At 58.8% G+C, this 23,847-nt stretch carries 16 protein-coding genes; 9 read left to right on the plus strand and 7 right to left on the minus strand.

Translation table 11 applies throughout. The features are described from left to right. The 5 genes from gspJ (at position 1) to O1Q98_RS05300 (ending at position 4,506) form a co-directional block, all read left to right on the plus strand. The gene (gene gspJ, locus O1Q98_RS05280; protein ID WP_125260198.1) at positions 1 to 696 is read left to right on the plus strand and encodes a type II secretion system minor pseudopilin GspJ; all 696 of its coding nucleotides are present in this window, start codon (positions 1 to 3) and stop codon (positions 694 to 696) included. Next, complete coding sequence (gene gspK / locus O1Q98_RS05285; RefSeq protein WP_125260177.1) at positions 693 to 1,781, plus strand: type II secretion system minor pseudopilin GspK; 1,089 nt, start codon at positions 693 to 695, stop codon at positions 1,779 to 1,781. The genes gspJ and gspK overlap by 4 nt, the downstream gene beginning before the upstream one ends. Next, on the plus strand, positions 1,778 to 2,980 hold the full coding sequence (gene gspL, locus O1Q98_RS05290; RefSeq protein ID WP_125260176.1) for a type II secretion system protein GspL: 1,203 nt from the start codon (positions 1,778 to 1,780) through the stop codon (positions 2,978 to 2,980). The genes gspK and gspL overlap by 4 nt, the downstream gene beginning before the upstream one ends. After that, the gene (gene gspM / locus O1Q98_RS05295) at positions 2,977 to 3,465 is read left to right on the plus strand and encodes a type II secretion system protein GspM (protein WP_125260175.1); all 489 of its coding nucleotides are present in this window, start codon (positions 2,977 to 2,979) and stop codon (positions 3,463 to 3,465) included. Before gspL ends, gspM begins: the two co-directional genes overlap by 4 nt. Positions 3,466 to 3,654: 189 nt before the next feature. Next, positions 3,655 to 4,506 carry a prepilin peptidase gene (locus tag O1Q98_RS05300; protein WP_125260174.1) on the plus strand — a complete coding sequence of 284 codons (852 nt, stop codon included), beginning with the start codon at positions 3,655 to 3,657 and terminating at the stop codon, positions 4,504 to 4,506. Positions 4,507 to 4,765: 259 nt separating this feature from the next. Here O1Q98_RS05300 and ypdK read toward each other — a convergent pair whose 3' ends face one another. Further along, the gene (gene ypdK, locus O1Q98_RS19765; protein ID WP_099048981.1) at positions 4,766 to 4,825 is read right to left on the minus strand and encodes a membrane protein YpdK; all 60 of its coding nucleotides are present in this window, start codon (positions 4,823 to 4,825) and stop codon (positions 4,766 to 4,768) included. Positions 4,826 to 5,327: 502 nt separating this feature from the next. On the opposite strand from ypdK, the gene O1Q98_RS05305 reads away from it, so the two are divergent. Continuing rightward, positions 5,328 to 5,903 (plus strand): RBBP9/YdeN family alpha/beta hydrolase, encoded by a 576-nt coding sequence (locus tag O1Q98_RS05305; protein ID WP_125260173.1) that lies wholly within the window; start codon positions 5,328 to 5,330, stop codon positions 5,901 to 5,903. A gap of 171 nt (positions 5,904 to 6,074) precedes the next feature. Here O1Q98_RS05305 and O1Q98_RS05310 read toward each other — a convergent pair whose 3' ends face one another. The 6 genes from O1Q98_RS05310 to O1Q98_RS05335 all read right to left on the minus strand — a co-directional run bounded on the left by O1Q98_RS05310 (position 6,075) and on the right by O1Q98_RS05335 (position 13,310). Beyond that, the gene (locus O1Q98_RS05310; RefSeq protein ID WP_125260172.1) at positions 6,075 to 6,515 is read right to left on the minus strand and encodes a hotdog fold thioesterase; all 441 of its coding nucleotides are present in this window, start codon (positions 6,513 to 6,515) and stop codon (positions 6,075 to 6,077) included. Beyond that, complete coding sequence (dhbA, locus tag O1Q98_RS05315; protein ID WP_125260171.1) at positions 6,515 to 7,273, minus strand: 2,3-dihydro-2,3-dihydroxybenzoate dehydrogenase; 759 nt, start codon at positions 7,271 to 7,273, stop codon at positions 6,515 to 6,517. Before dhbA ends, O1Q98_RS05310 begins: the two co-directional genes overlap by 1 nt. Next, entirely contained in the window at positions 7,270 to 8,145 is an 876-nt protein-coding gene (locus O1Q98_RS05320) for an isochorismatase family protein (protein ID WP_278143136.1), read from the minus strand. The genes dhbA and O1Q98_RS05320 overlap by 4 nt, the downstream gene beginning before the upstream one ends. A gap of 3 nt (positions 8,146 to 8,148) precedes the next feature. Further along, complete coding sequence (locus O1Q98_RS05325; RefSeq protein ID WP_125260169.1) at positions 8,149 to 9,777, minus strand: (2,3-dihydroxybenzoyl)adenylate synthase; 1,629 nt, start codon at positions 9,775 to 9,777, stop codon at positions 8,149 to 8,151. After that, positions 9,774 to 10,982: an isochorismate synthase gene (locus tag O1Q98_RS05330; protein WP_125260168.1), complete on the minus strand. Its 1,209-nt coding sequence runs from the start codon at positions 10,980 to 10,982 to the stop codon at positions 9,774 to 9,776. Before O1Q98_RS05330 ends, O1Q98_RS05325 begins: the two co-directional genes overlap by 4 nt. Positions 10,983 to 11,084: 102 nt before the next feature. Further along, complete coding sequence (locus O1Q98_RS05335; RefSeq protein WP_125260167.1) at positions 11,085 to 13,310, minus strand: TonB-dependent siderophore receptor; 2,226 nt, start codon at positions 13,308 to 13,310, stop codon at positions 11,085 to 11,087. 291 nt (positions 13,311 to 13,601) lie between these two features. On the opposite strand from O1Q98_RS05335, the gene fes reads away from it, so the two are divergent. From fes to O1Q98_RS05350, 3 genes are read left to right on the plus strand one after another with little or no spacing between them, the layout of a single operon-like run. Further along, a complete protein-coding gene (gene fes / locus O1Q98_RS05340; RefSeq protein WP_240632801.1) occupies positions 13,602 to 14,963 on the plus strand; it encodes an enterochelin esterase in 1,362 nt (453 codons plus the stop codon). Then, entirely contained in the window at positions 14,960 to 15,196 is a 237-nt protein-coding gene (locus O1Q98_RS05345) for an MbtH family protein (RefSeq protein WP_125260166.1), read from the plus strand. Before fes ends, O1Q98_RS05345 begins: the two co-directional genes overlap by 4 nt. A 49-nt stretch (positions 15,197 to 15,245) precedes the next feature. Further along, complete coding sequence (locus O1Q98_RS05350) at positions 15,246 to 23,792, plus strand: amino acid adenylation domain-containing protein (protein ID WP_125260165.1); 8,547 nt, start codon at positions 15,246 to 15,248, stop codon at positions 23,790 to 23,792. Positions 23,793 to 23,847: the final 55 nt, after the last annotated feature.

Below are 23,847 nucleotides of genomic sequence, written 5' to 3' on the forward strand. Positions count from 1 at the left end.
ATGCTGGCGCTGGCGATTTTTGCCGCCCTTAGTCTGGCTGCCTCGCAAGTGATGAATGGGGTGATACGTAATGATGAGGCTTCAGCGCGCAAAGAGGCGCGACTGTCTGAATTACAGCGCGCGTTTTCCCTGCTAGAGCGCGATTTCTCGCAGATTGTGCCGCGCCGCAGTCAGGGCTATGAGCTGGGTTTCTACGCTGAACGTTATCAATTGGGCAGCACCGATTGGGCTGTTAGCTTTATTCGCGGCGGCTGGTTGAATCCATTGGGCATATTGCCTCGCTCTGAGCTACAGCGGGTAGGGTATCGGCTGCGTGGTGATGTGCTGGAACGCCTTTTTTATGACTCATCGGAGCCGCTTTCTACTCAGGAAGCTGCCGTTCGACCACTTATCACAAACGTGACCGGTTTCGTGTTGCGTTTTTTTGGTAAGAACGGTTGGCAGGATAACTGGGACGATCCTGCCGTTCTGCCGCAAGGTATCGCCGTCGTGGTGACACTGCGCGATTACGGTGAGATAACGCGTATGTTTATCGTCACCCCGCGCTATCAGCCTGCGCAAGCTAAAGGGCCGGGCACCAATAAGGACGAGGGCCAAGGCAGCGGTGAGCAAACGCCTGCGGAGAGTACCGATACGCCTGCGTCAGATGAGTCCAGCGCGCCAGCGGCGGATGATAACAGCGGAGGTGATGCATGAGGCGGCGTCAGCAACGCGGCGTTGCGCTGTTAATCGTGATGTTGATGCTGTCGCTGATGGTGACGGTGGCGGCCTCGATTACCGAGCGTAGCGGTAAGGCATGGCAGCGAACCAGTAATTTACTTAACCGCACACAGGCGCGTTGGTATGCGCTTGGTGCAGAGGCATTGATGGCCAGCACATTGCAACGCGATGCGCTGGATTCGCCTGAGAGCACGTTTCTTGGCCAGGCGTGGTCGAGAGTCGATCATCAGCAGATGGCGGATGGCAGCGAGATCCGCGCGCAGATTCAAGATGGTCAGGCGTGCCTTAACTTAAATGCACTCAGCCCGCCGCCAAAGGCGGCGACGGTTAATAACGGTGGAAGTAACGGCTCGTCATCCGGGGGCAGCAGTTCCTCTTCGCAGAACAGCGTAAAGAACTCGGCCAATCGAGGCGAGACGGCCTCTGCGCCGAAAGTGGGCGGCGATGAGCATGGGCCTTACGCCGCACAGGTGTTTCGGCAGTTATTGCTGGTGTTAGGCGAAGACCCTAAACAGGCCGATCAGGTTACAGATGCGGTGCGTGACTGGCTTGATGAGGACTCGGAACCGCTGATGAACGGCGCGGAAGATGACAGTTATGCGAATTTCCATCCGGGCAATCAGCGCATGACGGATATCAGCGAGCTGCGCGCCGTACTTGGGGTTGACGCCGCGTTATATCGACGGTTATTGCCATATGTGTGCGTTTTACCGGTCGATAAACTGGTGATTAACGTCAACACCCTGACGCCGGATCGTGCGCCTTTGTTATCGGCGTTATTCAGAGGGGAACTCAGTCTTGATGATGCCGAGCGTCTGTTAACGCAGCGTCCGCCGCAAGGATGGCGCAATCTCAATGATTTTATCGGGGCATCCGGGTTGGCAGGAAACGCTAAAAATGGCGTGCAGCAAGTGTTAGCAGTCAAAAGCGATTGGTTCTTTGCCGACATTCAAATACGGGTAGATGACAGTGAATTCTATCAACGCAGTCTGTTTCATCGAGGTGCGCAGATCGAGGTGGTACAGCGTCAGTACGGGGGATATAGGACGGTGAACCCATGAACAGGACAGAAAATGTCAGCGGTAAGCAGCAACTGATTTTACGTCTGAGCGCCGATGCCTGCGATGAAATGGAGTGGCTGATTTGGTCAGTCAACCGCCATCAGGTATTAACCGAAGGGCAAGGCACATTAGCGCAGTTACACGCGGTGCTGGCGGACTATCCGGTGATATCGGCGCGGGTGCTGGTGCCGTCAACAGAAGTGACATTTCATTCGTTATCATTGCCGCGTCAGTCCCGTCGCCAGTTGCTACAGGCTATTCCGTTTATGCTGGAGGAGCAGGTTGCCAGTGATATCGAACAACTGCATTTTGCGGTGATGGACATACACGGCGAAACGGCGATGGTTGCGGTGGTGCAGAAATCGCGTCTGCAGGCCTGGCTTGCGCAGTGTGCCGAGCTTGGCGTGACGCTTGAAACCGTATTGCCGGATGCGCTGGTGCTGCCGCGTACAGACAGCGCCTGGAGCGCTATCCATCATCAAAATGTGTGGCTGTTTCGTCAGGATTCCGGCGTGGCGATGGCCGCTGAGTCCAGTTGGTATCAGACACTGCTGGCCGGTTTCCAGCCGTTACCGGCTGTGCATTGCTATAGCCCGGTTCCGGCCTCGGCATTAACCTGGCAGCCACAGCCCGTCACCGGTTTGCTCACGCTGGCCGCGCAAGCGAGTTTACCGTTAAGCATGGATTTGCGTCAGGCGGAGTTTACGCCGGTCAAACCCTGGCAGCAGGCCATTTTGCCCTGGCGCAGTGTGCTGATTGCCCTGGCTGCCTGGCTGTTGCTGGTGTTAGGCGAATCGGTCTGGACGCACTATCAACTATACCGTCAGGCTGATTACTGGCGTCAGGAGAGTGTGCGCGTCTATCGCAAGCTCTTTCCTGAAGAGAAGCAAGTCTCTAACCCGCGCGCACAAATGCAGCGCCACTTGCAGGAGGCCAGCAATGGCAGCAGCGGGTTTGCGCTGACGGAGCAAATGAACCGGCTACAACAACTGGTGGCGCAAAACGAAGGGGTTTCGCTTCAGTCGCTCTCTTACGAACGTAGCCGTGATGAGCTGCGCTTAAGCCTGCGCGCAACATCCTACGCGCAAATGGAGCAGTTCAGACAACAAGCGCAAGCCTATTTCCAAATACCACCCGGTGAGATGAAGCAAGAGAAGGATCATGTCGAAGGTCAACTGGTGCTAAGGAGTCAGCCATGAATGAGTTACGTCGTCGCTGGCAGATAATGAGTCCGCGTGAGCGGTTAATGACCTTATCTTGCAGCGCACTGGTGATGTTATGCCTGCTCTATTATTTATGCTGGGTGCCGTGGCAGGAGATGGCGCGTCAATGGCAGATGACGGTTGACAGAGAGCGCCAAACCGTTCGCTGGATGCAACAGCAGGCTCCGCGTTTACCGCCGTCTGACGGGGCGCGGCGACAAATTGCCGGGCGAGATATCAGCCTGACGGTATTGGTGCCGCAAAGCGCGTCGCGTTATGGCATTACGGTACTGCGCATTCAGCCCCAGGCGTCTCAGGTATCGGTGACGCTGGCGCGCAGTGATTTTAATAACCTGTTGCACTGGCTGGCTGAACTGGAGCAAAAAAACGGTGTGACCACTCAGGGTCTGGATGTGTCATCGGTGCCCAATAGCCCTGGCATGGTGGAAGTCACGCGTCTGTCGCTAGAGCGTACGCTGTAAAACGCGCCAGCGTGTGGGCGATGCCGAAATGTTGATGCCGGTAATGTTGATGCTGGTCATGCTGATGTCGGCAATGTTTATCTGCGAGCCTGTACGCAAAAGCGCATTGCGATCCCTTGATGCGCTGGCGTAGGCCATCTGCTTATGCCAGCATAGCGAACGCTCAGGGATGGAATGGGGGAGAACGCCATGGATCTGTTCGCTTTCGCCAGTGCGTTTCCGCGCGCCTGGCTGGTAGCCTTATTGCTGCTCGGGTTTATCATTGGCAGCTTTCTGAATGTCGTCATTTACCGTTTACCCCACATGCTGGATCGCCGCTGGCAGCAAGAAGCGCGTTTTCAGCTTGGTATGCCGGTGGGGGCGTCAAGCGGCCGCTATGATCTTATCTGGCCGCCGTCATCTTGTCCGCACTGCCACCAGCGCGTAAAGGCGCGCGATAATATTCCGCTCGTCAGTTGGTTATGGCTGCGTGGTCGCGCGCGCTGCTGCGGCGGTGAAATATCCGGTCTTTACCCGCTAACCGAATGCCTGACGGGGCTGTTGTTTGTGTTAGCCGGTGTGCTCTGGCCGCCCGGTATTGCGCTGCTCGGCGCGCTCATCGGTTTTAGCCTGTTGTTGGTGTTGGCGATTATTGATGCGCGAACCCAGCTACTGCCGGATGTATTAACACTCCCTCTGTTATGGCTGGGCCTGCTGTTTAACTTGTCTGACACCTTTGTGCCTCTCAGCGAGGCAGTGATCGGCGCGATGGCAGGGTATTTATCGCTCTGGTCGATTTATTGGGGGTTTCGTCTGTTAACCGGGCGCGATGCATTAGGCCACGGTGATTTTAAACTATTGTCGGCGCTCGGTGCCTGGGTTGGGTGGCAAGCATTGCCGAATGTGGTGTTGATAGCGTCGCTGGCCGGGCTGTTGATAACACTGGCGTGGCGAGTGTTGCGCCGCACGAGTATGCAACAACCGCTAGCGTTTGGCCCTTGGCTTGCGTTGGCGGGAGGCGTGGCGCTGACAGTGAATGCGTTGAGTCACGTTCACCTGTGAAGGTGATGGCGCGCAGTCTGCGCTGTTGCGTATTGCGCAGGCCCTGTGCCGATGGCCGCTATTTCGGGCCGGATATTCTGGATATAGCATTCTGAACATAACATTCCGGTCATAACATTCCAGTCATAAAAAGAAAAAACAGGCTGACGGGGAGCCGTCAGCCTGTCGTTTATTCGTCTTTCGTGTGTGCCTGATAGAATTTTATGATTATGTTTGTCAGATGCTGCGGCTTAAAAGCGATGAGGAAATATCGTCAGGATTATTCCAGCATCAGTAAAAAAGTGCCTACCCATAAAAACAAAATAAATGAAACGCCCATGAATAAGTATTTCACTGATTTCTCTCCTGCGTTGTCACGCCAGCAATGATCCCAATTGCGCTGTTTAGCGTTTTAGAACGGCATTATCGTTGCCGTCCTGCCTGCTATCGTTGTGCCCGCTTTGCATTTGTCGGGCAAATCCAGAAGCGTTACAGCCGATAGTGGAATCGGTGCTCAATCTACGCCGGAGCAGGGGCTGAATTCAATAGGCCAAAGGTTAAATATCTGGCGAATAGCATTTATATCTGGTCAATACGCCTGCATCGTGCTGAACACGGCATCAGCGCGCCCGGTGTCGCTATTAAGCTGCCTTTTCTCCGCATTTTCGCAACATTTCATGGTGCTTGTCCCGCCCTCTCATTGAGATGCTGAAGCAGAATACAAATCGGCCATGCCGTGGTAGGCTGTAAACCAGAACGATATTGTTATAAAAATGTAATGAAGGGATGTGGGGTGCGCGTCATCCCCCTGGCAGACAATCAACAGGGAGACACAGAACCTGATGCAGACAACAGAAGTGGATAATCGGCTGGCGGCGGTTGATGCTCGCCTGACTATGGTGCTGGTGCCGGGATTGCGTGACAGTGATGATGATCACTGGCAGAGCTATTGGGAACGTCGTTTTCCCTATTGGCGTCGCATTCGCCAAAAGGAGTGGTATCAGCCTCATCTGGATCGCTGGGTGCTGGCCATCCGGCGCGAGCTATCAACCTGTGACAGACCGGTGGTGCTGATAGGACACAGCTTTGGCGCGCTTGCCGCCTGTCAGATGGTGCAACAGAATACGCCGGGTATTGCCGGTGTCATGCTGGTCGCCCCCGCCGAACCGATGCGTTTTGAAATAGAAGATCGCATTCATGCCACGCCGCTGTCTGTGCCGAGCCTGGCGTTTGCCAGCCATAATGACCCGTTGATGTCGTTTTCCCGCGCGGAATATTGGGCGAATGCCTGGGGAAGTGATTTGGTTGATGTTGGCGAAGGCGGCCACATTAATGCCGAGTCCGGGTTTGGCCCATGGGAGTATGGGTTGCAGCGTTTGGCGCGCTTTGCTGAAGGGCTACTGGACGAAAAAGTATAACGCCGCGCCCATCGTCAAGCGAAGCCGCTTACCGCGTGAACGGTAAGCTGAATGAAAACAAACAGAGTAAAAACAAGCAGAATAAAAAAGCGGTTTGTGTCAGGCACGCGCCGCTTTTTTCAGGGAAAGCCCGTATTGGTCTCTCGTCTTGCTCAATGGTCTATCGCGCGATTATGGCTGCATGATAGTGGTGGTGAGCCGGGCGATACAGCAGCAGCGGCCACCGCTATCAACAATCTCGGTTTGCCATACCTGCGAGCGTTTTCCCAGATGCAGCGGCTGGCAAATGCCGCGCACGTCGCCCTCCGTGACCGCCCGCAGATGACTGGCATTGATTTCCGTGCCGACCACGCTGGCTCCCGGCTTGCTACATAACCAACTCGCCATCGAGCCGAGCGATTCTGCCAGCGCTACCGCCGCACCGCCGTGCAACAGGCCGAATGGCTGGCGGGTGCGCTCATCCACCGGCATTGTTGCCTCAAGGCTGTGTGCCGTTATGCCAGTAAAGCGAATACCCAGATGAGAGAGCAGGCTTGCGCCCGCCATCTGGTTGAGCGTGTCCAGCGACGCCTCACGCTGCCAGATAACACCCTTGGTGTGTTCTTTGTTCATCAGGCACCCAGCGTTGCGCCACCGTCGATAACAATATCCTGCAAAGTGATGTGGCTGGCTGACTCACTGGCCAGAAACAGCACCGTATCGGTTATCTCCCGTGGGCGGGCTATTTTGCCAAGAGGAATACCCAACTTAAACTGATTGGGAAAACCGGCGATGGTGTGCTGTTCGGCATCAGCCGCGTGCCACAGGCTACGTTGCATCGGGGTGTCGGTTGAGCCAGGTGAGACCAGATTACAGCGCACGCCGTAAGGTGCCAGCTCCAGTCCGGCAGTCAGGCACAGGCTGCGCAGCGCCGCTTTTGAGGCGCAGTAAGCGGCCATGCCGACCCGGGGAACATGGGCGGCATTCGAGCCTATCGTGATGATGGCCCCCGCGCGTTGCTGCTGAAACTGTGGGATCAACGCCTGAAACAGGTGGAAAGCGCCCCCTGCGTTAATCCGCAGACAGTCTTGCCAGTCGGCCTGACTGAGCGCTTCGGTTGCCCCCATGCGCAAAATGCCCGCGCCATTGACCAATACATCCAGTCGGGGCGTGTGCGCCAGCAGGGTGGTACAGACATCGGCCACCGCCGCCGCATCGCCGATATCCATTTCGATGGCGCGAAAGGCCGGTGCGTTGCCGGGAAACGCGAGGTCAAAGCCGGTGACGTTCGCGCCCGCGTCAAGGAAGCGGCAGGCAATATCATACCCGATGCCGCGTCCGGCCCCGGTTATCCACACCTGTTTGCCGCTGAAATCCGCGTTAATGCTCATGCCTCCTCCCGCACCGGCGTGAGGTACTGTTGCCAGTGGCGTAAGGTCGGTTTTTTCACCAGCGTGACGAAATCGACATCATGGCCTTGCTGTCGCCAGCGTGTCACCAGCGACATGATGCTGACCGAATCCAGCAGCCCGTAATCGAGCAGGTTATCGTCGTCCGTTGGGTCGGCATCGCCATCCAACAACGGCAGTAATTCGGCGCGCAGGCGGCTCAGGCTGTTATCCGGCTGTGCTGTCAATTCGGTTAATAGCTGCTCACTGTTGAGGACGCGCCCGCTGCGCCCGGCGGTGTAGCGTAACGCCATCATGTGCTCTTCGCGTGAAAAGTCGGCCAGCGCATCGGCTACCATGAACGGTTGGATATCACGCATAAAGGCGTCGGTGGCGGTGGTCAGGCAACCGATGTGAGCGTAAACCCCGCAGATAATGAGCTGGTCGCGGCCAGTGGCGTGCAGGCGTTGCTCCAGATCGGAGCGGTGAAATGCGCTGTAGCGCCACTTGACCAGTACCGTATCGTGCGGCTCTGGCGTGAGTGCGGCGGTAATTTGTTGCTGTTCCGGGTGGCGGTTGAGCCCCGGCCCCCACATATCATTGAGCAACGCCCGGTCTTTATCGCTTTGCGCATTCGGCTGCGCGGTATAGAACACCGGGATGCCAAGCTGATGGCAAAGCTGGCGGATACGCACGATATTGGCAATCAGTTGTGCCGTCAGCGGGCTGCCGGTTTCCCAAAAGTTCAGGAAATAATTTTGCATATCGTGAATCAGCAGGGCAGCGCGGTGTGATTCAACCTGCCACTTGACTTTGTTGACCGGCAACTCGGCCTTGGTGGGAAGCGGGTAACTGTTAAGCATCGGAATAGCCATGATTTATTCTCCTGCGTTCGCGGCGGTTAGCGATTGCTGCGCCAGCTGGCGCAACCGTTGTTTATCAATTTTGCCCACGGCGGTTTCCGGCAGCGTGGACAGCTGTTCGAACCGGTCGGGCAGTTTGTAGTCGGCGATGCCCTGTTCGCGCAGATGACGCCGTAGCGCGACGCTTTTCAGCGGCTCTCGCGTGACAACAAAGGCCCAGCTTTTCTCACCCATGACCGGGTCAGGTACAGCAACCAGCGCGGCGTTAAGAACATGCGGGTGGCGCAGTAGCAGGTTCTCTATCTCTTCTGCGGCGATTTTCTCGCCACCGCGATTGATCTGATCTTTTTCGCGGCCAACGACCTGTAGATAGCCGTCGGCGCGTTGAATCACCACATCGCCGGAGCAATAAAAGCCATTGGCATCAAAGACCTGTTGGTTATGCGCCGGGCTGCGGTAGTAGCCGCGAAACGTGTAAGGCCCGCGTGTCATCAGGCGGCCCGCTTCGCCGTATGCCAGCGGATTGCCGTTGGCATCGGCTACCCAGACTTCATCATCGTCGCTGATAGGGCGACCCTGAGTGGTAAAGCAGAGGGTGTCGTCGTCATCCAGACGGGTGTAATTCACCAACCCTTCCGCCATACCGAAGACTTGCTGGAGCCGACAGCCCAGCTCGGCGGGAATACGTCGCGCGACGGCTTCGCTAAGGCGTGCGCCGCCGACTTGCAGCACTTGCAGGCTAGAGAGCGCCTGGCGATGGTCGGATAACGCTGCCGCCTCCAGCCAGACAATGACTGCCGGTGGCACCAGCGCCGTTAGGGTGATGTGATGGCGTGCTATCAGCGCGAAGCAGTGCTCCGGGCTGGGGTCGCTTGCCATAACCACGGTGCCGCCGGCGTAAAATACGCCGAGCGATCCCGGTGAACTGAGCGGGTAATTATGCGCCGCTGGCAGGGCACACAGAAAACGCGTGTGCGCGCTGACCTGGCAGATCTCTGCGCTTGCGCGAATACTGTAGTAGTAATCGTTGTGGGTGCGTGGAATCAGCTTTGGCGTGCCGGTGCTGCCGCCCGAGAGCTGAAAGAAGGCCACTTCATCTGCCGGGGTGCCGGTCGCAGGCAGCGGCGCGTCGTCTGTTTGCAAAAGCGATGACAGGCTCTGCGCGCACTCTGCCCCATTATGCATAACGACGTGCTGTAACGATGGGCAGCGCTGGCGCAATTCATCGATAAAGCTATCGTCGGCGAACAGCGGATGGTTGCGGTCGGCAATCAGCAGCGCCGGAGCGATTTGGTCGGCGTAGGCGCACAGTTCGCTGCCTTGATGGTTGAACAGGGCATTGACCGGCACAATACCGGCGCGCAGTAGGGCGAAGAACACCAGATAGAATTCGGCCACGTTGCCGAGCTGAACCAGCGCGGTCTGCCCCGGTTTAAGCCCCCGGCGTTGCAGAGCGCTGGCCAGTTGAGCCACCTGCTGGTTCATTTGCCGGTAACTCAAGCTTCGCTCGCCATCGATGACTGCGATGGCGTCGCTTGCGGCGTGGCGGGTGAGAATATCGCACAGCGGTAAGTCGAGCCAGTAGCCCAGCTTGCGGTAACGCGCTTCTAGCTCGGCAGGCCAGCGGGTGAATTCAACCATCATGCTGCACACTCCTGATTTTGACGCAGCCCAAATGCGCGCAGCATGGTGCTCAATTTGACACCGGTTTCATGCCATTCTGACAGCGGCTGCGAGTCCGGCACGATACCGGCTCCGGCAAACAGCCTGACGCGTTGGCCCTGCACTTCGCCGCAGCGAATCGTCACCACCCATTGCCCCTGGCCGTGCTCATCGCACCAGCCGACAATGCCGCCGAATAAGCCACGGTTAAACGGCTCAAGCTCGGCGATGCGTGTTCTGGCCGCATCATAAGGGACGCCGCACAGCGCCGGTGTCGGGTGCAGCAGGCAGGCGAGGGTGAGCGCATTAAGCGACGTGGCGTTGAGTGAACCCTGAATGCGGCTTGCTAAATGCCACAACACCGGCGTGCTCAGTAAGGTTGGCGAGTCGGGAATATCCAGCGTCGTGCAATAGGGGGCTAATACCCGGCGAATCTCATCGATCACCAGCCGGTGTTCGTGGCGGTCTTTGGCCGACGCCATCAGGGTACGCCGTAAGAGATTATCTTCTTGCGGGTCGGTGCTGCGACGGGCGGAACCGGCCAGTGGCTGGGTCAGCACCTGTTCCCCCTGCTTATGCAGCAGCAGTTCAGGGCTTGCGCCAATCAGCGCTGCCCCTTGATCCAATGGGACGTGGAAATTATAGCTCCAGGGGTTTTGCCGATTGAGTTGCAGCAACAAGCGCATTGAGTTCAGCGGTTGTGCGGTATCGATATCCAGCAAGCGCGACAGCACGATTTTATCAAGCTCGCCGCTGCGCGTTGCCGCCACACCGTCGCTAACCATCTGGCAAAACAGCGCTTTCTCCGGTATCTCACGAATCTGCGTTGCGTTAAGCGCAGGGATGGCGCTCATGTCATCGGTCAGGGTATCGCGTGCAAACCACTGGGTATGCTGCGGGATAAACAGCCGGGCCGGTTGACGTTTGTCAAACGGGATGGCGCCAACCAGTACCGGATTGGCGATACCATCGCGGCGTGCGGCACGAAATTGTGTGGCCAACTGCTGCGTAAAGGCAGGCTCTGTATCGCAAGAGGGTTCCAGAATGGGTGAGAACGCCGCATAACACCCGCGTGCATATAGGCTGGCATGGGCATTAGGATGATGTTCAGGTGACAAAAACAGAAAATCGTCAGGCTGGAGTTGATGCGCATCCAACGAGGACGACGAGTTGGCAAGATTTGGCACAGGTCGCTCCTTTTGTCGTGGGGGAATGATAGTTTGGGCCATGGGTGATGCGGCCATCACAGGGCCGTTTCGCCCTGTGATGGTGTGATGTGCGATAGCGTGTTACCAACTGTAGTTAACTGTGGCGACAACCGTGCGCCCGCTGCCGTAGAAGCAGGCTTCTGTGTTGTTGCATGAGGCGACATAGTGCTTATTGGTCAGGTTATTGACGTTTAACTGCACTGTGGTGCCTTTGAGCCTCGCGGAGGCTTCGCCCAAGTCGTAACGGGCCATGGCGTCATACAGGGTGTAAGCCGGTACTTTGAAACTCTCGGCATTGTCGCCATAGGTGGTGCCGACATAGCGCACACCCGTACCGAATGTGGTGCCTTTCAGCACGCCGCTCTGGACGTTATAGCTGCCCCAGGCTGAGGCGGTATGACGCGGAATAGACGATGGCGATTTGTTAACCTGATTGGCAGTAACACTGTCTTTGATAACGGCATCGGTGTAGGTGTAGGCCGCCATCAGGCTGATAGCCGGGGTTAACTGAGTGTGGAGTTCCGTTTCCAGCCCTTTGGAGCTGACTTTACCCAGTTGCTCGCTGTAACTACGTTTATATTCTGGGAAATAACGTGAGGCGCTGATGTTTTTCTGCGTAATATCAAACAGAGACACACTTAACAGGGTATTGCTGCCTTTAGGCTGGAATTTTACCCCAATCTCTTTTTGTTCACCGGTGGTTGGTTTAAATGCCGGGCTGCCAGGGACGCCAGAACCTAAGTCAGGCTCAAAGGACGTGCTGTAGCTGACATAAGGGGAAATTCCATTGTCGAACGCATATAACAAACCGGCGCGACCGGTAAATTTACCGTCGTCACGTTCAGTGATGGCTTTTTCGGTATAGTCATTCGTGCTACTGCGGCTCCAGTCATGACGGCCGGATAGCAGTAAATTCCAGCGCTCCCATTCGAGCTGATCCTGAATATAGACCCCGAACTGATTGAGCTTCTTACGCTCATCAGTAGACAGTGTTGTCAACATACTGTCGTTGACGGAGAGATTGTAATTTGGCTTTGCCCAATCAAACGGGTAGTCACTGCTGCGGTCAAGCCATAATTTCCTGTTGAGCGTCATCCATTTGTAGTCCATGCCGCTTAATACGGTATGGTTAACCGAACCGGTAGAAAACGCAGCTTTCAACTGGTTATCGATAGCGAATTCGCCAATATCATTCTCTTCTTTCTGTGGTCTGCGCGAAATGGTGGTGTTGGTTGTATTGCCACCAGTGGTGTAGACCAGATATTTATATTTCTCCCGCAACTGCGAATAGCGAACATTTTGCTGGAAAGAGAAAACATCATTGAAAGAGTGATCAAGGCTATAGCCGATAGATCCTTGTTCCCGTTTTGATTGATTGTAACTGGGATCGCTAACGTTCAAATCATAAGGAATATAGCCCGCCTTCGTTTCCCACACTGTCCCGTAGGCTGGTAAGAAGTTGCGGAACCCCGCTTTGGGGTCATTTTGGTAGCTGGTCAACAGCGTAAAACTGGTATCGCTGTTAGGCAGCCAGGTCAGCGCTGGGGCGATGGCCACACGCTGCTGCTTGTAATCATTGACAAATTCATTACGGGTGCTGCCAATACCGTTCAGGCGGTACAGCAGGGTTTTGTCATCGTTGAGTGCGCCACCAAAATCAAATGCGGCTTCGCCCAGATGCTGGTTGCCTGTGCTGAACTGGACTTTGTGGATGTCTTCCGCCGTGGGGCGTTTGCTGGTCATGCTGATAAGCCCGCCGGGGTTGACCTGCCCGTACAGGACGGAGGCCGGGCCATGTACCAGTTCAACGCGCTCAAGCAGCCACGGGTCGATTTTCCCCATCGCCGAACCTTGCCCACTTAGTCCATAGCTCAACCCATCAAGAAATTTGGGTGCATAGCGAAAGCCGCGTGAGATCACCTCATCGTTTCGGTTGGATGAACCGCGATAATTCGTGACGACCCCGCTGGAGTAATTAAGGGCATCGGAAACGGAAGAAACCGCCTGGGCATCCATCTGGTCACGCGTCACAACGGTTATCGATTGCGGTGTTTTGATGAGAGGCGCGCTGGTTTTCGTACCGGATGCGCTCTCTTTCGCCACCATGCCTTTCATTGGCGCAGTTGTGCTTTCGCCTGAGCGTGCTTCCACCACCATGGTCTCACTGCTGGCGCTGTTTTCCGCTGCATTGGCAGACGTTGCCAGCAACAATGTGGATAATGTGGATGCAAAAACAACCGGCATACGGTTTCTGTTTTTTTGCCAAGACGTTAGTTTTATTAATTGTTTCTTCCTGGTGCGTAGCATCAGCGAACCCCTCCTGTAGAAAACATCATTTTTTATGCGTTACCAATCCCCTCGTTGTCGGCCGGGCTCTTCATCCTGGGTTTTGAAGTTGTTTAATTTAAAATCAATGTGTTGATGATTATCAAAACTGATTTTTGTCGGAGCTCACTCCGATATGCTCTGGCTGACATCGAGGACTGCATCTTATTGCAAATGTAAATAGTTCTCAATATGATTTGTATAAACGTGAGTTTTTGTCATTGTTTAAAGTAATGCATAAATTTTGTTAAACAAATGTAAGGATGTAACAGGATGAGCCAGAGCATGGGGGCATCAGCTGTACTGCCGGTAGGTTTTACTGCGGCACTGCTGTCATCCCGCGAGGTTGGGAGTGAAGCATGGTGGCGGCAACTCGCTGTCTTTGGCACGCCGCTGGTGGAAGCGTTGGATGCATCCCGGGTCACGGCCACCTTTTTCTGGCGCGATCCGCAAGGGGATGAGCGGCACTCCCAGACCGTGCGGGTGTATGCCGATGTCAATGGCGTTACCGATCACCACAGTATTGACCCGCAGAGCCTGACGCGTCTGGCCGCCACAGATGTGTGGTACTGGTCGGTGGTGCTTGAGCATGACTGGCGAGGTAGCTATTCGCTGATTCCGGTGTCGGCAGCGCAGTGCCCACCGCGATTCAGTGCCGATGCCCAACAGCGTGAGCAGCAGCAACGGGCATGGTGGCGTGCCGTGTCTGAGGCGGCGATAGCTGACCCGCTGAACCGCTATCAACCGTGGGGAGCGCAGCTTTCACTGGCGCAGATGCCCAACGCCTTGCCGCAACCGGCCTGGCAGGCGGTGGATAACGCACAGTCGCTCGCGCCGGATACCAGCCGGTTGACGACGTTTATCTGGCATAGCCAGCGGCTTGGCAACCAGCGCCGGGTCTGGCTCTATACCACCGGCAACAGCCAAGAGCCTGCGCAGCGTCCGCTGGCGATATTGCTCGACGGGCAGAAGTGGGCGGTGGAAAAACCGGTGTTTGCCGTGTTGGATGCGCAAACCGCCGCCGGTGTGCTGCCACCGGCGGTATGGCTGTTGATTGACGCCATCGACATGCCGACCCGCAGCCGCGAATTGCCCTGCTGCGCCGAGTTTTGGCTGGCGTTACAGCAGGAGTTATTAGTGCAAGCGGCGCAGATAACGCCATTTAGCGATGACCCTGACCGCACCGTGGTGGCTGGACAAAGCTATGGCGGATTGGCCGCGCTCTATGCCGGGCTGAACTGGCCTGAGCGGTTTGGGCGAATTCTCACGCAATCCGGCTCATTTTGGTGGCCGGAGGTGCGCTTTATCACCGATTTTGCCAAGCGTAACACACTGACGCCGGGGCAATTAATCCATCAGGTTCGCCAGGGCGGGCGTACTGCCAGGCCGCTGGTTATCTTTCAGGAAGCGGGGCGACGTGAAGCGGATATCGCGTTTGTTAACCAACAGATGCGCCATGCATTGTCTGCCGCCGGGCATCGCCTTTACTGGCGAGAGTACGCCGGTGGGCATGACACGCTGTGCTGGCGCGGCGGGCTGATCGACGGCCTGTGCTGGCTGCTAAACGACGGCGCATCCACCCTCCCGGCTTTCCTGCCACACGACCTAACCCCCATGAATCAGGAGCAAGCATGAGTCAGGAACAATCTAATCCCGTTGATCAATGTAATCCCTTTGATGATGACAGGCTGACATTTCAGGTGCTTATCAACGCACAACAGCAATACAGCCTGTGGCCGGTGTTTGCCGCCGTGCCCGCAGGATGGCAGGCCGTGTTTGGCCCGCATTCGCGCGCGGCCTGTATCGAGTACATCGAAACGCACTGGCAGGACATGCGCCCGTTAGTCCTGCAAGCGAATGAAGCCTGAGCCAACAGACGGTCAGCGTGGTGTGTGTTGAGGGAGTAAGGAAAATAACGTGTCAGAATCATGTTTAACGCCCGCGCCAGACGCGGCGTATCGCGAACTGCCGCTTGTAGCGGCCCAGCCCGGTATCTGGATGGCGGAACAACTCGCCAATGAACCGAATATATTTACCGTAGCCCATGCGCTGGAATTGCATGGCCCGATTGATGCCGCCTGCCTGTGTCTGGCAATTGACGACGGGTTGGCGGAGGCCGACACCGTACAGGCGCGCTTTGGCCTGAATGCGCAAGGTGAGCCGGTGCAGTGGCTGCCTGCGGCGGGCCACCGTACTGCTACGATAGCCGCAGAGGTGCTTGATTTGAGCGCGGCTGAGGACGGCGAGCGCGCCGCTTTTGCCCTGATGCACGCGGATCTCGCCGCTGCGCTGCCAGCCGATGGCGACTCGCCGCTTTATCGACAGGTCATCATGCGGGTGTCGGCTGACCCTGAACGCTGGTTTTGGTATCAGCGTTTTCACCATTTGATGCTGGACGGCTTTAGTTTTGAGGCGCTGACGCAACGCATCGTGGCGATTTACAACGCCCGCTTGCGTGGCGAAACGCCACCGCCGTCGCCGTTTACCGGGTTTGCCGAGGTGGTTGAGGAATATCAGGCGTGGCAAGGCTCGCCCGAGAACCAGCGCGCTGGCGAATTTTGGCAACAGCACGCCCGTGATTTACCGACGCCGGTGTCGCTGGCGACAGACCGGGTTGACGCGCCGGACGCATCGACCCGCCATCTGCATCACGCATTGACGCTGCCTGCCGCACCGTTGATGTCGCTGGCGCAACAGCTGGGCGCACGGGTGCAGGCAACGGATGTGCTGATGGCCGCGCTGATGGTCTATTTGCATCGCATGAGCGGTGAAACGCGCCTGTCGGTTGGCTTTCCTTTCATGCGCCGGATGGGGTCGGTGGCGCTCAGTGCCACCGGGCCGGTGGTGAATGTGCTGCCGTTACAAGTGCAGTGTCAGGCCGGGATGACGCTGACCGACGTGGTGCGGGACGTGCAGGCGGAAATTCAGCGAGTGCGTCGCCACCAGCGCTATGATGCCGAACAACTGCGGCGCGATCTGGGGCTGGTGGGCGGCAGCGAGGCGCTGTATGGCCCGGTGATTAACGTTAAGGTTTATCACGCCGAGATGACGCTGGGCGATACGCCGGTCACACCGCATGTACTGGCGATGGGGCCGGTAGATGACCTGGAATTCACGATAGAGATGCAGGGCGGCCAACTGCACCTGACGCTGGTGGCCAACCCGACGCGGTATGACGCAAGCGCATTGCAGGCGCACGCCCGGCGTTTAGCGCAAATGATAACCCGTCTGGTGCAACAGCCGGATAGCGATATTCGCACGCTGCCGCTGCTCGATGAGCAAGAGTGGCGAAATATTGACAGCTGGGGGCGCGGCCCGCAATTGACGTTGCCTGCGTCGCTGCATACCGTGCTCGATTGCCTGCAACAGCAGGTGATGCAGCAGCCCGATGCGCTGGCGGCGGTGTGCGGCGAGAGGCGCTTAAGCTATCGCCAATTGTCCGCCCGTGCGATGCAACTGGCGCGTTGGCTGATGGCGCAAGGCATCGGGACTGGCGATGTGGTCGCTATTGCCGTGCCGCGCTCGCTCGACTCCGTGGTGGCTATCTTTGGGGTACTGGCGAGCGGGGCGGCTTACATGCCGCTGGATCTCGACTACCCCAAAGAGCGGCTGGCGCTGATGTGTGAGGATGCACAGCCGGTGCAGGTGCTCACGCACCAGCGTGTTCGCGCGCAAATTCCCGATGGCCTATCGGTGCAATGCCTGGACGATGCACCCTGGCAGGCGGCCTGCGCTCGCTTGTCTGGTGAGCGGGTGACGGATGAACAGCGGCGCACACCGCTGCGCGGTGAGCATCTGGCTTACATGATTTATACCTCGGGTTCGACCGGTAAGCCCAAAGGGGTGATGAGCACCCACGCCGGGTTGCTGAACCTGATGATGTCCCACTCCAGTTTCCTGTTTGGGCCGGCGATGGCGCGCTTTGCCAAACAGCATGGCCGCCGCCTGCGCGCCGGGCATACCGCCTCGTTCTCGTTCGACTCTTCCTGGGAACCGCTGTTTTGCATGATGATGGGCAGCGAGTTACACATTTTCGATGAGGAATTGCGCAAAGACGCCTGGGCATTGGTGCAGCATTTCACGCACACGCCAATTGACCTGTTGGATATCACGCCGTCGTTTTTCACCCAAATGATCGACAGCGGCCTGCTGGAAGCCGATAACCATCAGCCTGCGTTTGTGATGATAGGCGGTGAAGCCGCCACGCCGAGGCTGTGGCAACTGATGCGCCAGCATCCGCAAATGGAGATCCATAACTATTACGGGCCGTCTGAATACACCATTGATACGCTGGGCGCACGGGTGACGCAGGCTGACCAACCGGTGCTGGGCCAGCCGGTCGCCAATACCCGCGTTTGGCTACTGGATAACGCGCTGCAACCGGTGCCGGTCGGCGTGGCGGGGGAGCTGTATATCGCCGGGCCGGGGCTGGCGCGCGGGTATCTGCATCGGCCGGATTTAACCGCCAGCCGCTTTGTCGCCTGTCCGTTTATTCCCGGCGCGGTGATGTACCGCACCGGCGACGTGATGCGCTGGCGTCATGACGGGCACCTGACGTTCATTGGCCGCAGCGATCACCAAATTAAAATTCGCGGCTTTCGCGTTGAACTGGGCGAGGTCGAAAACGCACTGGTGGCGCTGGAGCTGGTCAGCAGTGCGGTGGTGATTGCCGAACCGTTAGGCGCGACGCACCGGCTGATTGGTTACTGCTCGCTGCCTGATGCCGCCGAGCGACAACGGCCAGACATCGCCGCTCGCCTGCTAGAGCAACTGGCGCAACACCTGCCGGATTACATGCTGCCATCGGTACTGATGGTGATGGCCGAACTGCCGCTGACGGTAAACGGCAAAATCGACCGTCAGGCGCTGCCTAAACCTGAACCGGCGCAGGAAGCCGTTGGCCGCGCGCCAGAAACTGCGCACGAGCAGATGATTTGCCAGGCGATTGCCCGGTTACTGAAACTTACCGCCGTCAGCGCCGAGGCGGATTTCTTCGCCCTCGGCGGCGACAGTATTTCTGCCATGGGGCTTGGCACGCTCTTGCGTCGGGAAGGGTGGGTGTTACGCCCGAAAACGATTTTTGCCGAACGCACACCGGCGCGGATGGCGCAGGCGCTGCAACCGCTTGACACGCAGCCCGCCGCCAGTATCAGCCAACGCACGGGCGTGCTGGATGGCCTGCCGATGGTACACAGCTTTGCCCGCCAGACGGGGTTGAACACGCTTTTCGCCCACGGTGTGTTCGTGTCATTGCCGCCTGCACTGCAAGCGGAACATCTGGCACAGGCGTGCCGTGCGCTGGCGCAGGCTCACCCGGCGTTGTGTGCGGTTCTTCGTGACGGGCAACTGGTGATTGACGCATCCGCCGAGCCTGCGATAGCGCAAACGGTATGGCAGGTTGCGCCAGCGCAAACGCTGGAGCAGTGTGCGGATGAAGCGTTTGAGCACGCCGTCGCCCGGCTTGACCCGGCGTCTGGCGTCATGGCATATGCCGTGTTGTTACAGCGCGCGGGAGCGGCGAGCGCATTGGTGCTGGCGGCACACCATCTGGTGGTGGATGGCGTGTCATGGCGCATTCTGTTGCCGGAGCTGCGCCAGGCGGCACTGGCGGCGATGGCCGGACACGCGTGCGAGCTGCCGGCAGAAAGTTGCTCGTTATACGACTGGTCTGCCAGCCTGAAAGCTCAGGTTGCGGCGCGCCGCGCCGAGTTACCTTTCTGGCAGGCGGTGATGAGTCCGGCGCTGGCGCGGCTGGGCCGCGTGGCGTTTGACCCGGCGCGCGATCGTGAACGCTCACGCCAGCAGCAACGTCGCACCATGGATGCCGGGCTAACGCGGGCGGTGCTGACTACGTTGCCAGCGTGCTTTCAGGCGCGGGTTGATGAGGTGTTGCTGGCGGCGTTCGTCTCGGCCTGCCAGCAGCATTTTGGCGTGCAGCCGCTGCGCCTGATGCTGGAATCCCACGGGCGCAGCGACAGTCTCGATGGGCTTGACCCCAGCCGCACCGTCGGCTGGCTGACGGCTGAATATCCGGTGCTGATTGAACCGGCAGCGCAATCGCCGCATGAACAGGCGGCGCAGATACGTCAGGTAAAACGCGCCTTGCGCGCCGTGCCTGACTATGGCATCGGCTATGGCATGCTGCGCTATCTTGATGCGCACAGCGGCCCTCAACTGGCAAACCTTGAACACGCAGCGCCAGACGTGCTGTTCAACTACCTCGGGCGCTTTGACGCACAAGACGGCCTCTGGGCACCCCGGCAAAGCCCGCGCCATTTCCACGATGCCTTTGCCGTGACCCAGTCACCGGATATGCCGCTGTCGCACCCGCTGGATATCAATATTTTTGTTGATGAGCAGGGAGCGGAACCGCAACTGGCGATCCACTGGGGCTTTGCGCAGGCGGTGTTCACACCCGAGGATATCGACGCGCTGCATCAGTATATGGTGGCGGCGCTGGCGCAGTGGCGCGATTGCGCCGCGCAGGATGCGCCGTACGATACCTGTGTCGCCGCTGAAGTGGCGCTGGCGGAGGTCAGCGATAGCACGCTCGATACGCTGCGCCAGCACTACGGGCCGCTGGCGACGGTGTTGCCGGTACTGCCGTTGCAGCAGGGGCTGCTGTTCCAGACGCAGGTGGCCGACAGCCGTGGCAGTTACAACTCACTCACCCGCCTGTCGCTGCGCGGCCCGCTGGCGGTTCCACAATTGCGTCAGGCGCTGGAAGCCGTGGTGCGCCAGTACCCGCAGCTCGCCGCGCGTTTTGACACCGCATTGACGCCGCAGCCGTTACAGCTGTTGCCGCTGTTGCGCCATGATACGTGCTACTGGCCGCTGGAAAGCCGCACGCTCGCGGCCATGAGCGCCGACGAGGAGCAGGCGTGCCTGCGGCAACTGGAACAGGCGGAGCTGGCGCGTGATTTGCTCCATCAGCCGTCTTCGCTGTTACATGCGTTACTGGTCAGCCATGCTGACGGCGAGCGCCATACGCTGTTTTTGAATGCTCACCATCTGGTGGTGGATGGCTGGTCTACGCCGGTTTTCCTGCACGCGCTGTTTACCGCGCTGTATCAGGGCCCGGCGGCGCTGACGCCGCCATCGGTGCCTTACCACCACATTATTCGCCAGCTGGCGGCCCGCGATGCACAGGCCTCGCGCCAGCGCTGGCGCGAGGTACTGGCCGAGGCGCGGCCAACCTTGCTGTTTGGCGATGGCCCGCATACCGGTGAGGTCCGTGAACTGGCGTTGTCGCTGCCGCCCGCACAAGAGCAACGGTTGCTGGCGCTGTGTCGCCAGTCAGGTCTGACGCTCAATACCGTGATGCAGGGCGTGTGGGGGTTACTGCTCAGTGCCTGTAGCGGGGCGGATGATGTGGTGTTTGGTTCACCGGTGTCCGGGCGGTTTGGCCAGATTGACGGCATCGAGCAGCATGTCGGGCTGTTTAGCAACACCTTACCGGTGCGGGTGCGTTTTGAGGCTGACCGCCCGTTACTGGCGCAGCTGGCTGAATTACAGGCGCAGCAAATCCAGCTAGTGGAACATGACGATATCGGCCTTGGCGAGATTCAGCACATTGCCGCAAGAGGCACGCTGTTTGACACGCTGCTGGTGGTGGAAAACTACCCGGATGGCGCGGCGTTGAGTCAGCCCGGCCAGGCGCTGCGCTGTGAAGCGGTCACTAACCGTGGCTATACCCATTATCCGCTGACGCTTTTGGTGCTGCCCGGCCAGCGCCTGCAACTGTTGATGGAATATCGCGCCAGCGTAACGCAGCCACAGCAACTGGCACAGCGCTTGTTGCGCGTGCTGACACAACTGATTGAGACGCCAGAGCGTGCGTTATCGGACTGGGACTGGCTGTTGCCGCAGGAGCAGGCGCTGCTGGAGGCGACCAATCAGACCGAATGGGCGCTGCCGCCCGGCACCTTGCCTCAGGCGCTGGTCAGGCAGGCCGAGCGCACGCCCGATGGGATTGCGCTGGTCGATGCCGAACACCAATTGCGCTACCGGCAGGTGCGTTTACAAACCCGGCTGCTGGCCGACCGGCTGATAGACGCGGGGGTTCAGCCCGGCGATATCGTGGCGGTGGCGTTGCCGCGCTCGGTGCGCTTGAGTCTGGCGCTGTATGCCATCGTGGAAATAGGCGCAGCCTGGCTGCCGCTGGACACCGGCTACCCGGACGACCGGCTGGCGTTGATGGTGGAGGATGCCACGCCCCGGCTTATCATCACCGAAAAGGCGGAGCAGGCGCGCTTTAGCGCGCTGGCACCGCTGCTGCTGTTAGACACCCTTGCCGATGAGCGCCTGCAACCGCGTCATGCACCGGTTGTGGTACAACCTGAGCAGGCGGCGTATGTGCTTTACACCTCCGGCTCGACCGGGCGGCCAAAAGGCGTGGTGGTCGGGCATCAGGCGATTGTTAACCGGCTAGCGTGGATGCAGCATCAGTACCCGCTACAGGCGGATGATGTGGTGTTGCAGAAAACGCCATGCAGTTTTGATGTGTCGGTCTGGGAGTTTTTCTGGCCGTTGATGACCGGTGCCCGGCTGGTGATGGCCCCGCCGCAGGCGCACCGCGACCCGCAGGCAATACGCCAGTTGATTGATGACTATGGCGTCACCACACTGCATTTTGTGCCGTCGATGCTGGCCGCCTGGGTCAGTACGCTGGAGCGCTGGCCGCGTGAGAGCATCGGGTGTGCCAGCCTGCGCCGCGTGTTCTGTAGCGGCGAAGCCTTGTCTCGCGAGCTGGCGTTAAGTTATCAGTCGCTGTTGGGCAGTGAGTTGCACAATTTGTATGGCCCGACGGAAGCGGCGGTGGATGTGACCTGGCAGCCAGCGTTTGGTGCGGCGCTGGAGCATTGCGCCTTGCCGGGTATTCCGATTGGGCGACCGGTGTGGAACACCCGCCTGCGCATTCTCGATAGCGCCCTGCGACCGGTACCGCCCGGCGTACCGGGTGACTTGTACCTGTGCGGTGTGCAACTGGCGCAGGGCTACTTACGCCGCCCGTCGCTCACCGCCAGCCGGTTTGTGGCTGACCCGTTCGCCTGCGGCGAGCGCATGTATCGCACCGGAGATATCGCCCGCTGGCTGGACGATGGCGCGGTGGAATACCTCGGGCGCAGCGATGACCAGTTGAAAATTCGCGGGCAGCGTATCGAACTGGGTGAAATTGAGCAGGTGTTACTGGCGCAACCCGGCGTGGCGCAGGCCGTCGTCGGGGCCTGTGCGCTGGGGGATGCCGGGCAATGGCACGGTGCGGATGCCCGTCAACTGGTGGCCTGGCTGGTGGCGCAGCCCCAGACAGCGCTAACGCCCGAGCGCATACAACAGGCGCTGGCGCAGCAGTTACCGGCGCACATGGTGCCCGCGCATTATGTGCTAATGGAGGCTTTCCCGCTCAGTGCAAACGGCAAGCTTGACCGTAAAGCGCTGCCTGCGCCGGTTGTTCGTCAGGCTCAGGGGCAAGCGCCCAATACGCCGTCACAACGTGCGGTTGCCGCGCTGTTTTGCGAATTATTGGCCTGCGAGGCCGTCTCTCTGGGCGATGACTTTTTCGCGCTGGGCGGCCATTCGCTGTTGGCGATGCGCCTGGCAGCCGATCTCCGCCGCCACGCACCGCGCACGGTGTCTGTCGGGCAGATCATGGCGGCCCGCACGGTTGAGCGCATTGCGCTGTTGCTGGAGGATAACCCGGATCAGCGCGTCTCGGATGGTAACGGCGAAACCCTGCCGTTGCGAGCCGGGCGCGGGCCGGTGCTGTTTTGCCTGCATCCGGCGTCTGGTTTTGCCTGGCAATATAGCGGCCTGTTGCGTTATCTGGACGGCGATTATCCGATTATCGGGTTGCAGTCGCCCCGGCCAGAGGGCGGGATAGCGCAGTGTGACAGCCTCGATGCCATGTGTGAGCGCCATCTGGCGACCATCCGGCATCACCAACCGCAGGGGCCCTATTATTTGCTGGGGTACTCACTGGGCGGCACGCTGGCGCACGGTATTGCCGCCCGCTTGCAGCAGGCCGGTGAACAGGTGGCGTTTTTAGGCCTGCTGGATACCTATCCGCCGGAAGGACAGGACTGGCGCGCACCGGATGAAGCCGATGCCCGTGAGGAGGTTGAACGCGAGCAGGCCGGGTTTATGGCTGATACCGAGGCCGAAAACGACCCGCAATTGCGCGCGGAGCGGGCGGCGATGTTTGGCAATATCGTCGCTAACTATCAGGATGCGGTGCGTTTGCTGTCAACGGCGCGCTCGTGGCGCTATGACGGCGAAGCCACGCTGTTTGTGGCAACGCGCACAGTGCCGCAGGGCATGGACATCGCTGCGACCTGGGCGCCGTATGTCGGCTCGCTGGTGCAATATCCCCAGCCCTGCGACCATGCCGATATTCTCTCACCGGCCTCGCTGGTGGAACTGGGTCCGCTGCTGAACCGGTTGCTGCATCGCCGTGACGGGGTGTGAATGTATGAGTGACGTCAGTGAGTGACGTTAGTGAATGAGCGGTATGGCGGTCGGT

Origin of the sequence: Dickeya lacustris, from assembly GCF_029635795.1 — a bacterium.
Taxonomy (GTDB): domain Bacteria; phylum Pseudomonadota; class Gammaproteobacteria; order Enterobacterales; family Enterobacteriaceae; genus Dickeya; species Dickeya lacustris.

Excerpts from the sequence above, each read along its gene's own strand:
- gspL (WP_125260176.1), top strand. The coding sequence starts at position 1,778 with ATGAACAGGACAGAAAATGTCAGCGGTAAGCAGCAACTGATTTTACGT.
- gspK (WP_125260177.1), top strand. The coding sequence starts at position 693 with ATGAGGCGGCGTCAGCAACGCGGCGTTGCGCTGTTAATCGTGATGTTG.
- gspJ (WP_125260198.1), top strand. The coding sequence starts at position 1 with ATGCTGGCGCTGGCGATTTTTGCCGCCCTTAGTCTGGCTGCCTCGCAA.
- O1Q98_RS05325 (WP_125260169.1), bottom strand. The coding sequence starts at position 9,777 with ATGATGGTTGAATTCACCCGCTGGCCTGCCGAGCTAGAAGCGCGTTAC.
- dhbA (WP_125260171.1), bottom strand. The coding sequence starts at position 7,273 with ATGAGCATTAACGCGGATTTCAGCGGCAAACAGGTGTGGATAACCGGG.
- O1Q98_RS05305 (WP_125260173.1), top strand. The coding sequence starts at position 5,328 with ATGCAGACAACAGAAGTGGATAATCGGCTGGCGGCGGTTGATGCTCGC.
- O1Q98_RS05320 (WP_278143136.1), bottom strand. The coding sequence starts at position 8,145 with ATGGCTATTCCGATGCTTAACAGTTACCCGCTTCCCACCAAGGCCGAG.
- O1Q98_RS05310 (WP_125260172.1), bottom strand. The coding sequence starts at position 6,515 with ATGAACAAAGAACACACCAAGGGTGTTATCTGGCAGCGTGAGGCGTCG.
- O1Q98_RS05300 (WP_125260174.1), top strand. The coding sequence starts at position 3,655 with ATGGATCTGTTCGCTTTCGCCAGTGCGTTTCCGCGCGCCTGGCTGGTA.
- O1Q98_RS05335 (WP_125260167.1), bottom strand. The coding sequence starts at position 13,310 with ATGCTACGCACCAGGAAGAAACAATTAATAAAACTAACGTCTTGGCAA.
- fes (WP_240632801.1), top strand. The coding sequence starts at position 13,602 with ATGAGCCAGAGCATGGGGGCATCAGCTGTACTGCCGGTAGGTTTTACT.
- gspM (WP_125260175.1), top strand. The coding sequence starts at position 2,977 with ATGAATGAGTTACGTCGTCGCTGGCAGATAATGAGTCCGCGTGAGCGG.
- O1Q98_RS05345 (WP_125260166.1), top strand. The coding sequence starts at position 14,960 with ATGAGTCAGGAACAATCTAATCCCGTTGATCAATGTAATCCCTTTGAT.